Source organism: Chitinophaga filiformis (assembly GCF_023100805.1).
In the GTDB taxonomy this organism is placed as follows: domain Bacteria; phylum Bacteroidota; class Bacteroidia; order Chitinophagales; family Chitinophagaceae; genus Chitinophaga; species Chitinophaga filiformis_B.
This window is the reverse complement of sequence record NZ_CP095855.1, coordinates 1757977-1771009: the sequence shown is the minus strand read 5'-3', so window position 1 is coordinate 1771009 and position 13033 is coordinate 1757977. Positions and strand designations below refer to the sequence as shown.

9 protein-coding genes are annotated in these 13033 nt (G+C 47.9%); 3 read left to right on the top strand and 6 right to left on the bottom strand.

The features are described from left to right. Window positions 1–17 precede the first annotated feature (17 nt). The 3 genes from MYF79_RS07330 to MYF79_RS07320 all read right to left on the bottom strand — a co-directional run bounded on the left by MYF79_RS07330 (window position 18) and on the right by MYF79_RS07320 (window position 4034). Window positions 18–773: a hypothetical protein gene (locus MYF79_RS07330; RefSeq protein ID WP_247813229.1), complete on the bottom strand. Its 756-nt coding sequence runs from the start codon at window positions 771–773 to the stop codon at window positions 18–20. 16 nt (window positions 774–789) lie between these two features. Beyond that, window positions 790–1626 carry an N-acetylmuramoyl-L-alanine amidase gene (locus MYF79_RS07325; protein WP_247813228.1) on the bottom strand — a complete coding sequence of 279 codons (837 nt, stop codon included), beginning with the start codon at window positions 1624–1626 and terminating at the stop codon, window positions 790–792. A 119-nt stretch (window positions 1627–1745) separates the two neighbouring features. Continuing rightward, a complete protein-coding gene (locus MYF79_RS07320) occupies window positions 1746–4034 on the bottom strand; it encodes a GH92 family glycosyl hydrolase (RefSeq protein ID WP_247813227.1) in 2289 nt (762 codons plus the stop codon). A gap of 362 nt (window positions 4035–4396) precedes the next feature. Between MYF79_RS07320 and MYF79_RS07315 the strand changes: the two genes are divergently transcribed. Continuing rightward, window positions 4397–5959 (top strand): S41 family peptidase, encoded by a 1563-nt coding sequence (locus MYF79_RS07315; RefSeq protein ID WP_247813226.1) that lies wholly within the window; start codon window positions 4397–4399, stop codon window positions 5957–5959. Window positions 5960–5961: 2 nt separating this feature from the next. Here the strand turns inward: MYF79_RS07315 and MYF79_RS07310 are convergent, their stop codons facing one another. The 3 genes from MYF79_RS07310 to MYF79_RS07300 are packed head-to-tail and all read right to left on the bottom strand — an operon-like array spanning window position 5962 to window position 10859. Next, window positions 5962–6858 (bottom strand): aldo/keto reductase, encoded by an 897-nt coding sequence (locus tag MYF79_RS07310; protein ID WP_247813225.1) that lies wholly within the window; start codon window positions 6856–6858, stop codon window positions 5962–5964. A 36-nt stretch (window positions 6859–6894) separates the two neighbouring features. Further along, window positions 6895–9171, bottom strand: a complete 2277-nt coding sequence (locus MYF79_RS07305; RefSeq protein ID WP_247813224.1) for a DUF2357 domain-containing protein — start codon at window positions 9169–9171, stop codon at window positions 6895–6897. Between the two features lie 2 nt (window positions 9172–9173). Then, entirely contained in the window at window positions 9174–10859 is a 1686-nt protein-coding gene (locus MYF79_RS07300) for an McrB family protein (RefSeq protein WP_247813223.1), read from the bottom strand. A gap of 477 nt (window positions 10860–11336) precedes the next feature. On the opposite strand from MYF79_RS07300, the gene MYF79_RS07295 reads away from it, so the two are divergent. Then, window positions 11337–11993, top strand: coding sequence for a GIY-YIG nuclease family protein (locus tag MYF79_RS07295; RefSeq protein ID WP_247813222.1), 657 nt, complete (start codon window positions 11337–11339; stop codon window positions 11991–11993). Window positions 11994–12149: 156 nt separating this feature from the next. Next, the gene (locus MYF79_RS07290) at window positions 12150–12935 is read left to right on the top strand and encodes a DUF6515 family protein (RefSeq protein WP_247813221.1); all 786 of its coding nucleotides are present in this window, start codon (window positions 12150–12152) and stop codon (window positions 12933–12935) included. Window positions 12936–13033 lie beyond the last annotated feature (98 nt).

The window sequence follows — 13033 nt, the reverse complement described above, 5'->3', positions numbered from 1 at the left end:
AAAAGAGAAATAAGTATCTAATGATCGTCTGCAGGCAATAATCCTGCGTCCTGCAACTGCTTTTTTACAGCCGGGTTCGTACTGTACTTCGATATGGGACCTTTCAGATTCTTCGCATCCAGGCTTAAGGGATTAAATTTATCACGAAATGCATCGGCAAAAGCATTGCCATATATCAGGTTCATCCAGGAGTAATAAGGCTCATACCGGCCATATCCCCGGTATTGCCAGAACTGGTCCATCCGCCGGGTAAATTGTTCCAGGCCGGCGCTGAACTCTTCCTCCGTTGCCTTGGTAACAGCCGGTTTCCGCTTCAGGGCATCTAACTGCTCCTTTTTATAAAGGGTAATACAGAAATGGGAGCCGGTATCTTTTTTAATGGCGGCCAGCGCTTCCTGCATGGTTTTGTAACCATCGTCCACACCATCGGCACAGAACATGACCAGGGAATCCTGCCGCTTGAAATACTGGAAGGTGGTGCAGAAATAGATATTATCGTCCGACAGGTGGATGGTATACATCCTGCCATTGTCAAAGACCCGTTTTACCTCCAGGCGCTCATTGCCACCACTCCCCTTGCCGGGCACCCCTGCTAACTTCAACTGCCGGGACGGTGTTGCTGCGTTTCCGACAATCAGTTCATTATCATCGATCAGCAGGTGACAAACCGGCTCATTCCCGTTAGTAAACGTATACCAGTCGCCCTTCTGGGCAAATACAGGAGAAACGAGCAGACACAAAAGATAACAGAGGCTAATAGACAAGGATCGCATAACAATAATTAAAAGGTTATTCACTTTGTTCCATGAGGCTGAATAGTATCTTCTTTTCCCCTTCATTCAACTCAGTTCCGGTCGTGGAATCAGCAGGGATAAAATGCCGTTTGAAGGCCTTTATAGCGGCTGTCGTATCGCGGGTATCGTATCCTACAATACGCAAGGCCCGTTTGCTGTTGAAATCTACCGGCAGGATGATCTTTGCCGTATCGCCATACCATAAGCCAAAACCCTTTTCCGCCAGCTGCTGCCAGGGAAAATAGGCGCTGGGATCTACCTTACGGCTGGGAGCAATATCGCCATGACCAATGAAATTGGCCGCCGGGATATTGTACCGGTGTTTCAGGGAATCCAGCAATACCAGCAGGCTGTTAATCTGCTGCGGCTGAAAGGGCACAAGACCGTTATTATCCAGCTCAATACCGATAGAGCAGGAATTCATATCGGTCACATTGCCCCATTTGGACAGGCCGGCATGCCAGGCACGCAGATAGTCGTTCAGCATATGATTGATCGTACCGTCGCCACAGATCACGTAATGTGCGCTCACTTGTGTACGCGGCAGGGTGAAGGTGCGGAAAGTAGAATCGCAGGAGCCCTGTGCCGTATGATGGATGATGACATAATTGGGCTTCCGCATATTAAAATTCGTCGTGCCTATCCAGTTCACTACTGTGGGAGCACCATCTGCAGGTACCGGCGCTGGCTGTACCTTCAGCATACCGGCATATTGTTTTGCCTGCTGACGGTATACCTTATTGGTCGTTGCATAAGGTTTGGGAGCACAACTGTATATCGTTGCGGCCATTACCCATAACATTAAACGTGGATATGGTTTCATTGTGTTCATCTTTGGTATCTTAATTTAATGATTATCCGTTAATTAATAACAAAGCCCGGCTCGTTTTAAAGATGCCGGGCTTTGTTTTTCCGTATAGGTAGCTATCAGTCAGGGGACTGATGTACTTACTATTTCAGTTCCTGCGACAGGGAATAAGGAACGTCCTTGTCGGCTGTACCTCTTGTCTTGTTAGGCACTGCATCCATATCGAAATTGATAGTAGCGCCTTTCATGATCGCGTTGTGATCCAGCCAGTTGTTGGTATAAGGCTTACCATTGAAGGTCATCCCCTTTATATAACGGTTGGTATCGCTGTTCTTAGGAGCATTGATGATCAGCTGCTTGCCATTCTCCAGTGATACAGTGGTCTTTTTAAACAGGGGCGCACCTACTACGTACTGCTGTGTACCCGGACATACAGGATAGAAGCCCATAGCCGTAAATACATACCAGGCAGAGGTCTGGCCATTATCCTCATCGCCACAATAACCTTCCGGAGTAGCAGAATACAGACGATCCATCACTTCTCTCAGCCAGTATTGCGCTTTCCATGGCTGGCCTGCGTAGTTGTACAGGTAGATCATGTGCTGGATAGGCTGGTTACCATGTGCATACTGCCCCATGTTCATGATCTGCATTTCGCGGATCTCATGGATGGTGCCACCATAGTAGCTGTCGTCAAATACCGGAGGCATTGCGAATACAGAGTCCAGCATATCGGCAAAGACCTTCTTACCACCCATCAGGTCTATCAGGCCCTGAACGTCATGGAATACAGACCAGGTATAGTGCCAGCTGTTACCTTCTGTAAAGGCGTCACCCCATTTGAAAGGATTGAAAGGCGCCTGGAACTTACCGTCTTTGTTCTTACCACGCATCAGCTTCGTTTCAGGATCGAACACATTACGGTAGTTGCGGGCCTGTTTTGCAAACCTTTCTACTTCTGCAGCCGGGCGTTTCAGCGCCTTTGCCAGTTTGTAGATGGTGAAGTCGTCATATGAATATTCGAGTGTACGGGCAGTATTCTCATTCACATCTACATCATAAGGCACGTATCCCAGCTCATTGTAATATTTCACACCGGCGCGGCCAACAGAGGTCAGCGGGCCGGCATTATCTGCATTCTTCAGGAGCGCTTCATAAGCGGTGTTCACGTCAAAACCGGTTACGCCTTTTAAATATGCATCCGCGATCAGGGAGGCGGAGTTGGAACCGATCATACAGTCGCGGTGACCAGGGCTTGCCCACTCAGGCAACCAGCCGCTTTCCTTGTAGGCATTCACCATACCTTCCATAATGTGCGCATTCATAGTTGGGTACATCAGGTTGAAGAAGGGGAATACAGCACGGAAAGTGTCCCAGAAGCCATTGTCGGTGAACATATAACCGGGCAGTACCTGGCCATTGTAAGGGCTGTAGTGTACCACGGCGCCTTTCGCGTCATATTCATAGAACTTGCGCGGGAACAGCATAGCGCGGTACAGGCAGGAATAGAAGGTGCGGGTCTGGTCGGAAGTGCCGCCTTCCACCTTGATCCTGCTCAGCTCCTTGTTCCAGGCAGCTTTCGCCTTGCCCTTTACAGCTTCAAAGTCGCTGCCGCCGATCTCCTTCTGCAGGTTCAGCTCAGCCTGTTCAGGGCTGATAAAGGAAGAAGCCACTTTTACGTTCACTTTCTCTCCTTTTACGGTAGCGAAACCGATCACGGCGCCCACATGTTTATCTTTGGCTTCCGCTTCACCGGCTTTCAGCTCACCGTTTTTGAAAGTGGCCACATAGGTAAACGGCTTATCGAAAGTCAGTACGAAATAGTTCTTAAAGTTGGATGGCACGCCGCCGCTGTTCTTGGTGGTATAACCAACAATTTTGCGTTCTGCCTGCAATACCTTGATATAAGAGCCTCTATCCAGCGCGTCTATCACTACGAAAGCGCTGTCTGTCTTCGGATAAGTGAAGCGGATAGCCGCTGCCCTTTCCGTTGGCGTGATCTCGGTAGTCACATTGTGATCAGCCAGGTATACGCTGTAATAGTACGGCTTAGACACCTCTGATTTATGAGAGAACCAGCTGGCCCTTTCATCTTCCTTAAATTTTACCTTCCCGGTAACCGGCATGATGGCAAACTGGCCATAGTCATTGATCCATGGACTGGGCTGGTGGGTCTGTTTAAAACCGCGCAGCTTATCAGCATCGTAGGTATAGGCCCAGCCGTCCCCCATTTTGCCGGTCTGAGGCATCCAGAAATTCATCCCCCAGGGAGTAGCGATAGCAGGATAGGTGTTACCTGTAGACAGGTCAATCTTAGAATCGGTCCCCATCAGCGGGTTGACCCATTCTACCGGATCGGTTACGCTGTTGACAGTTTGTGCCTTTACCCAGCAGGAAGCCAGCATAAGGGCTGATAGAATAACTCTTTTCATGTTGAGACGAAATGGAATTTTAGCTTTTATTGTCTGTAAAAATAGCTTTTCAGGCGAAAAGTAAACGGCTTTTTTTAAAATGGCGAAACCGTGACCAACACGGATGCTTAAATGATTTAGCTTTACACCTTCAGAATGCCATCTTTATTTAAAAACTAATATGTTTCGTAACCGCAAGAATAAACCTGCCCCGACTTTTGAAGTCAAACGATAGATTTTGTCGTTTTACAGATGAAAAGAGGCCATGTGATGTTCCTTTATACGACAAGATGCCACTCTGCCGTTTTAAATTAGTTCGGATCAAATCATTTTAATGTTCGCAAGTCCCGTTTCAAGTCAATTACCTAAAAGAACATGAACATATGAATAGACATTTTACGCTAGCCATGAAAATGGTCGTGGTTGGTGTTCTTTGCAGTGCTGTATTCAGCGCCTGCCGTAAGGACAGTAACAAGGTAGATAATACTACGCCAACTTCCTCCACAGTAGTGTCAGATGAAGATTCCCTCAAATATCTTATGTACCGCATCATGCAGGTAACATATGTGGATGGGGGCCGTAACAAGACCACCGACCTGCCAACTTATTTCTGGTACAACCAGGTGCCGCAACTGGACCCGTCCAGCAGCACCTATGCTACTGCCGATGACCTGTTGAATACCATGAAAACGTATTCCAAAAACAGCAGCGGCACAGTACTGGACCGATATAGCTTCCTGGACCGTACGGGCTCATTGTCCAGCTCATTACAGAACGGACTTTCCGAGACTTTCAACAAAATAAGCGCTACCGGCAACTACGGTATGGAGGTCAGCTATGCATCTGACGGGACTAAGTCTTACCTGTATATCGTCTATGCAGATAAAAACTCACCTGCCGGCCAGAAGGGGCTGAACCGCGGAGATGAGATCATTGCCGTGAACGGAGACACCAACATCAGTTATGACGGAGCTAATGGCACGAACGTCTCCAAGGTGACCAATGCCATCTATTATTCTACTTCCGTGACCCTCCGGGTAAAAAAGGCTATCACGGGTGCCCAGGCGAACTATACGCTTACGTCCGGCTCTTTCACCATCAACCCGGTATTGTTTGACACACTCTATACGGTGAACAATCAAAAGGTGGGGTATTTTGTCTTTTACACTTTCACGAATACCTACAATACAAGCGGGGCTGCTACTTTAACGAAAAGCAAGCTCGATGCACTTTTCGCCAGATACAGATCAGCCGGCATTACCAACCTGATCGTAGACCTCCGTTATAACCAGGGAGGCTCTGTAACTACGGCAGAATATATAGATAGTGCCATTGCCCCGGCTTCAGCAGCTAACAAGACGATGTACTACTACCAGTATAATGATAAGCTGACGGCCAACCTGGATGGTACGGGGCTGGAAACCAGCGTCAAATTCCCCGGCCTTACCGGCGGACTGGCGCTGAACAATGTGTTCTTTATCACCGGCTCCCACACCGCCTCTGCCAGCGAGCTGACGCTGAACAACCTGAGGCCTTATATGAATGTAAAACTGGTAGGTGATACTACTTATGGCAAGCCGGTAGGTTTTATCACATTCAATATCTCAAAGTATGACAGCACACATGCCAAGAAGTACCTGGCAGACCTGTATGCCATCAACTTTGCGACGGAAAATGCCAGCCATGTGGGTGGTTATTACACAGGTATAGCGCCCGATCAGCTGGCGAATGATTATATCAATGTGCCCTGGGGATACAGGAATGATGACGAGAACCTGGACCGGATCTTCAACTACATTACTACCGGTAGCTTTGCCAGGACATCGGCTAATGCCCGTGTGCTGACAGAAACCACTGCCAATCAACGGGCTGCGATCCAGTCCTCCGTTGTATCTCCCCGCTTCAACGGGATGGTGGATTACCGCATAGGTAAACGGATGCAATAATATCAGCGATGCTGGTCGTAGTAATTTGCAACCAGCTCGTACCCTAACAATACTCTTTCCGCTGACGTGAGCGGGGTGGTAGCAGGCATACCTGCCGCCTCTTCCAATTGCGTCAGCGTTCTTATTCCCACTACGGCTGCTCTTACTACCGGCTCTCCCAATACATAACAAATAGCGGTTTGTGCGGGGGTACGTTTATCTTCCGAAAACTTAACTACTGCTTTCGCCATCTTGCTCACATCTTCCGCGCTATAATTCAGATAGGCCTCCGCAGGTTTTCCTGCCAGCAAGCCCTTGGCTACACTACCTCTTGCCAGTACGCCAATATTGTTCTTTTCCAGCAATGCAAATACCTCTTCTTCCGGTCTCCTGTCCAGCAGGCTATACTGCATCATCACGCTGCTGATATTGGATCTTTTCACGTATTCCCTGATGACGTTGGGCCTGATGGAAGAGATGCCATAATAGCGGATCTTTCCCTGGTGCTGCAGCTCTTCAAAAGTATCGATGATATCGTCAATAGGGTCTTCCAGGGTGCCGCCGTGCAACTGGTACAGATCAATATAGTCTGTTCCCAGCCGGCGCAGGCTATCGTCCACGGCTTTTTTGATGTACTCCGGTGAGGGGTTCCAATCCCAGCCGCTACCATCACTTCTCCATTGGTTTCCCACCTTGGTGGCAATGATGGCATCGCCCCGGCGGTCTTTGAGAGCCCGGCCCAGCTGCCTTTCATTTTCACCCTGCTGATACAGGTCTGCCGTGTCAAAAAAATTGATCCCTTTGTCTAATGCCTGGCTGATCAGGTTTTCATTTTCCGCGGCATTATTGCCTAAAGACATACAACCGAATGCGATCTCGGAGATGTCGAGATTAGAGTTGCCTAGAATATTGTAGTTCATAGACCCTAAATTTAAGCATTTCTGCTTATGGCAGGGCTATTCCTTACCAGGACCAGCCGCTCGTATATCTTTCTCAGGAATAGTCCTGATGAAACCGCCTTTAGGGGTATAGAGGTATTTTATCTTCGTATATCTTTTGTTGCCCGCCATGCCTTTGATCTGTACACAGGCGTCCAGCGCTTCCTTCTCATCCAGATTTAATACCATGCATTTACGGCCATCGTCCAGGAACAATGGATGTCCTGGAGGGAACACCTTTCTGCGTGGCAGCTGATCGAAGCCTATAATTTCATAAAAACAGGGAATACCTTTCCCTTCCACATAGGGAGCGAAATAGCGTACTACACCGGAGCCCATTAGCCGATCAAATTTCCCGCAGATATAATCAGTTGCATTGCCGGTTACAAGGTCATCGTACAGTGCTTTTTCTGCCACAGGCACCAGCTCTACCAATACATAAGCATCAGCATATTTGTACGCCTTTCCCTTGTAGGGCAGCGCTTTCTCCATCAAGCTTACGGAATCTTCTGTTATAATATGCCTCAGGTGTTTCTGCAATAACTCCAGTCCTGTTGCGTTGCCCGGCAGAAAGGGGAAGCCACCGGCATCCTCTTTAAGAACAATCTGACGATAATAGCGGTCATAATACTCTGCCTTGCCGATCCCGGGAAACAGTACATATATGCCCAGCACCTCCTTAGTATGTTCATACCTGCTACCCTTTCTTCTCCGGTTCATGATAGCGTCCCTGTAGTCACGCATCTTGCTCAGGTCTTCCTGCAGCGGCTCATCCATTTTTTCCAGTTTGCTATACCTGTCTGATTCCATCAGGCGGTATTTGGCATCAAACAGGTAAGTCAGGTACAGATTTCTCGGCTGATCTCTTTTACCTATCCGCAGCACAATGTCAGGGCATTTATTTCCATTGACGGTTCCTGCTTCATTTGCATCGAATTTATTTGTGTACCACAGTTCCTGGTAGAGTTCAATATTGATATTGTCCTCACATTCAAAAACAAGTTTGGAATGCATGTTCTTATCCGGCGAGACGCGGAAGTTATCGCTCTTTATTGTTGGCATTTTTTTTACTTCCGGCGCTACTCCGGTAATCTGTTGTATCATGTCTGTCATGGCAAAGAAGCACCAGAGCTGGTAGAGATAGGCAATGTTCTTCAGCTCTATTTCGTACAGCCCTTGCTGCAATTCAAATCCCATCTTCAGGGTTTCCCAGTCTTTCATCAGGCCTGCATATCCCGGCTTGTTTGCCAATATCCGCGAGTTCCGCTTTCTGTCCTTCAGTTTTCCCACGCCTTTGAAAACCGGGTGTGCCAGCAAATGTGTGATCGCTTCTCCTGCGAATTCGATCTGCATCCGGTATTCCTTCTCCATCCGGGCATTACTGCCGTCTTTCTGAATGAGTTTATAAATGCGTTTATAGTGTTCAAGTATGTCTGTCATAACATACTTCACATACCTGTTTTCGTAATTGTCTTCCACTAGTACTTTAGTGTCCACTACAAAGTATTTGTCCGGACGATCGGCAAATCGCTCCAGCTTATCTGCCAGCGGTCCTTTAGCCGTTCTGATCCTATCCCCATGCATGATAGTCTTTTCTGTGGAGAGCTCTTTATGGGGATTTTTTACAATAACATTGAGATGCCGCAAAATGCTTCTGAAAAGATTTTCGAAGATAGTCCACCAGAGAATATCGCCTTCGCCGTTGCCCTGTGCCTCAAAAAAATGATAGGTTTTCCTGAGGTAGTCGATTGCCAGCCGGGGATATATCTTTTCCACCTGCCTCACCATGGCAGGATGTTCTTTTTGGGTGTCAAGCTTCGACGAAAATATGGTGAACTGGAAAAGGATACTGAGCGAAACCGTTTTCAGCTGATAATCGACGATCAGGTCAAATTCTCCCGGTTCATTGTTAAATTTCAATTCCCCGGAAGCGAACTGGGTATCACCTTGGGTCGTCCTCACCTTAAACATGTTCTTCACATTTTTCACACGCGAATAGATGGAAGCAGATACCACATCCGGATGAAAATCGATGCTTAACGAATATTCTATGTTCTCAAAGAAGACAGGATGTTTCACCGCATAGATATCAGCTTTTTCCACTTCCTTTGATCCCGGTTGCCAGATTTCGAATCTTTTGACCGGGCCTGTGAAAATATAACCCGTTTCAAAGTTCTCAGGACGATGCCTTTTCTTCGAGGTTTCGAATGTTTTCTCAAAGTCCAGCCTTCCGTTAGGATTCAGCAGGTCGACTTCCAGGGAGAAGTCTTTATGATGGATAGTTAGTATATTCATAATCACAGGAATGTGAGGCCGGTTTTCCTCAATTGATACTGTATTTTTGATAACTTCTGCTGACAGGCAGGATACTGCCTGGTGGCAACCTTCAGTTCTTCAATGATATTTCCGCAGTCAGCGTCATCGCCTGCTATCCTTGTCAGTATTTTCATACAGATCACTTCATCGAGACAGGTATTCAGCCAGTTTCCCGGCATAGCCCCGTTAGCAGCCAATGCTTCATTGTAGGCGCAGTATAGCAGCACATCGTCTCTTACGCGGTAGGAAAGGGCAAACGGAGAATCTTTGAGTATATCCTGTAACCTTTTCAGTTCGCGGATAACCCGGCCCCCTGTTTTTGGGCTGTTCTTATATGCTTCGGCGCTGTTTACTTTACCGGTTGTCAAAACTGTTACCGCTTCATAAGTATCTGGGTATTCCCATGTTTCCGCGGGGGAGCTCAGCCCGTATTCCATATCAATTCCCTGCGTTTCGATCACCATTGTTCTGTCCAGCACCCGCTGACTGAGGGTATGGGTGGTTTCATCCGTATTGATGGTCCCGATCAGGGTCAGGTTGGCCGGCATAGCGATCCCTCTTTCCAGGAAACAGGACTGCAGGCGGGAGTCGCCTTCTATGCCCAGCTTTGTCCAGAAACCGGGATCCAACTGACTGTATACAGCTACATTATGCCCGCTGATGAAAGCATCATAAACCCTCGTACCGCCCTCCTGCCGGGCGGTTTCGAGTATACTCAGGAAATCCGGGAAATAATGCTCGATCCTGGCCAGGTTCATTTCATCCAGGCAGGCAAAGAAAGGGATATGCGGGTACCGGCAGGCCTTGACAATAAAGCGGAGCAGGTCGGGGCAATGATACCGGGCAGTATCGCCACGGGTGGCCAGGTATCCCAGCAGGTCATCGGGTTCATGCCAGTCGGGCCGGACCCTGATCATCTCAAAATTGCCGGGATATCTTGCATTCCTCAGGGCGGGATCGGCACAGGTCATGTAGGCCAGTTTTCTTACCAGCCAGGATTTGCCGGTCCCACTCACGCCGCTCAGTAACAGGAAAGGTTTGGTTTTGACCGCCACGAGCAATTGCCGGTAGGGATGCCCGAACGTAATCCCGTTATGCTCATTTTTAGCCCTATTCAGACCGTTTTCCGAACCGGGCAGGGTAACGAGCTGCATTTCTACTTTTGTCTCGTTAATGGTCATATTTGCCCCCTCTACATGCAGGCTACACCTCTCCAGCATCTCCAGCGCCGGTCCGGCCGGAAATAACTGCCGGAGGTCCTGCACCCTGGCAAGCCGGGTAGTATTGTCCCGCGTGCCGGTCCCCCACAGATCTGCAATTCCGTTGTGCCTCAGGGGTTTGGTCCATTTCCAGCCCTCGGGGATGGCAGCCTGCTGCCGTACCTCATACTTCCGGAAATCGTCTCCTTCCCGGGAGCCGTATATGCATCCCTGGTATTCAAATTCCTTCAGCCATGAACGTGGGTTCCGGATACCTACACGTACAGCATCTGTTGCTACCGCATACAGCACCTCCCTTTTTTCCCTGTTCACGAAAAAGACAATATCCCCCGGCCGGGCGTTTTGCAGTATGGCATCATCCCAGAAGATGAAGCGCTTGTTGTGGGATAACAGGTTCTGATAGTCAGTGTTGCCATTCCTGACATCATATATCCTTGCACGTTCCATGTAATGCAATTTCTCCTCAATATCAGATCAAAAATCAATACAAACAACTAATTATCAATATTTTATCAATAAAACAATCATGTAATCATAATGATCTTGTAAATATCAATACAGCCATCCTCCCAATTACGGACCGCATCGGGCCAGTACTGTCCAGATAGTGATTATACCCGTCTTTGGTTCGCTCAGGTGCCGCTGCCATCCCGATATCAAAAGGATATTGAGGTGACCTCTAAATGACCTTTTGGAAACACAATGGTATAAGACACTGAGCGGATCCAGACAGGACCTGAAGCGGAATATCTCCCCCGATACCCGGTACAATACCCATTCCGGAAAACAGTGGCGAGACTGCTCCTGCCCTGTTCAGGCAGAAAACCTGTATTTCTCAAAAAAAATCGGCAACTTGCATTGGTAACCAGCGTAGCGGAAAAGAAGAAAGTTTGTCATTACTACACCCATGAACTAATTCACCCGATGGAGCAAGTACAGATCGGTAAGTGCGTTTACATTATCAACACAGGGAAAAACCTTTATAAGATCGGCAAGACGCAGGATCTGCAAAAGCGTTTGGCCGCTTACCATACCCACCTGCCCGTTATGTTCAGGGTGATCAGGCAATACGCTTCCGCAAACATGACCGAACTGGAAGAATGCCTGCATATCGTTTTCCAGCATAAACGCGTCAAAGGGGAATGGTTCGAACTGACGAAGGACGACCTGGTCATTTGCGACAATATTGCCCGCAACTACGCCCTTACAGAATTGCATAAGCAGGCCAGGAAATATGCCGTGATCCGTTATAGCGACAATCCCCTGCTGCAGGTAATGGAAGCCAATGAGAAGTACCTGCAGGATTATTCCCGGGTAGCACAGGATATTGAACTCGGTCTCAGTACAGACGAGATCTTCGAGCTGAATGAAGGCCAGGTCAGCAAAGCCGTCATTGAAACGGTGAGGCGCCTTCTGAAATACCGTACCCCCAATTCCGAATTCCTCAGTAAATGGCTCAGGGTGGTGAACGACCTGGGAGAGGGACTGAGCGAAAATGCCATCCTCGAACGATATAAAGGCCAGATCAGCCGCACTACCATCCAGATGATCAGGAGAATACTCCGCAACCAGCTGTATTAGTAAACCGTCCCGCTACAAGCAACTGATTATCAAATGCTAATTGTATTGGTACAGGATTTGTTAAAATAAAATATAAGTTAAACCCTGCCGTTTAGTAAGTGTCTAATTACTAATTAACAGGGGGATGGGATCTCTCTTTTTAAATCATCTATCAACATGAAAAACAGGATATATTTACTGTTCTCGCTCATTCTCCTTGCCGGGGTGAGTACGGTAAACAGCGCGTATGCACAGCGGGGACGCTTTGGAGGAGGACATGTTTATATGGGCGGAAGCAGGATCGTGTCATCACCACGCGTGTCGGCAAGAGTTGGGGTAGGGTTCGGATATGGCGGAGGTTATTATCACTACCGCGCACCTGTCCGTTATTACCACGGGTATGGCGGATACTATTATCGCCCTCATTATTATCCTTTCCGTTATTACGGTCCGCCCATCGGTTTCCGTGTCAGCATCCTGCCCTACGGGTTCCTGACATTCAACACAGGATGGGGCCCATATTACTACTATGATGGTTTCTTCTACCGTCCGTATGCCAACACACAAACACAGACCGAACAGTATGAAGTAGTGGATCCGCCTATGGGTGTTGTAGTGCCAGACCTGCCAAGCGGTGCGAAAAAGGTGAAGATAGACGGTAACACTTACTATGAAAAGAATGGTACCTTCTACCAGGAAATAGAACAGGATAATAAGACAAAATACGTAGTGGTCGGCAAGAATGGGGAGCTGAATACCGGCTCGGGTGAAGATAGCCAGGACCAGAATGCCGCACCTGTTTCCGGAGATGTGATGGCAACGTTACCTGAAGGAAGCCGTGGTGTAGAAATCAACGGACAGCAACTGTATGTTTCTCCGGATGGCATGTATTATCAGGAAGTAACCAATCCCGATAATTCACGGGGATATAAAATAGTTGGAAAAACTTCTGCGGATAACTAAGCGTCCCGCTAAGTAAATGAATAAGTGGAACATAGTAGCTTATGCTATAATGTTCCACTTATTTTTTTATTTACATCAGTACAACTGTTCCATATTAA

Bases quoted from the DNA above. Each gene is read 5' to 3' on its own strand.
- MYF79_RS07330 (WP_247813229.1), bottom strand. From the start codon at position 773: ATGCGATCCTTGTCTATTAGCCTCTGTTATCTTTTGTGTCTGCTCGTT.
- MYF79_RS07325 (WP_247813228.1), bottom strand. From the start codon at position 1,626: ATGAACACAATGAAACCATATCCACGTTTAATGTTATGGGTAATGGCC.
- MYF79_RS07320 (WP_247813227.1), bottom strand. From the start codon at position 4,034: ATGAAAAGAGTTATTCTATCAGCCCTTATGCTGGCTTCCTGCTGGGTA.
- MYF79_RS07315 (WP_247813226.1), top strand. From the start codon at position 4,397: ATGAATAGACATTTTACGCTAGCCATGAAAATGGTCGTGGTTGGTGTT.
- MYF79_RS07310 (WP_247813225.1), bottom strand. From the start codon at position 6,858: ATGAACTACAATATTCTAGGCAACTCTAATCTCGACATCTCCGAGATC.
- MYF79_RS07305 (WP_247813224.1), bottom strand. From the start codon at position 9,171: ATGAATATACTAACTATCCATCATAAAGACTTCTCCCTGGAAGTCGAC.
- MYF79_RS07300 (WP_247813223.1), bottom strand. From the start codon at position 10,859: ATGGAACGTGCAAGGATATATGATGTCAGGAATGGCAACACTGACTAT.
- MYF79_RS07295 (WP_247813222.1), top strand. From the start codon at position 11,337: ATGGAGCAAGTACAGATCGGTAAGTGCGTTTACATTATCAACACAGGG.
- MYF79_RS07290 (WP_247813221.1), top strand. From the start codon at position 12,150: ATGAAAAACAGGATATATTTACTGTTCTCGCTCATTCTCCTTGCCGGG.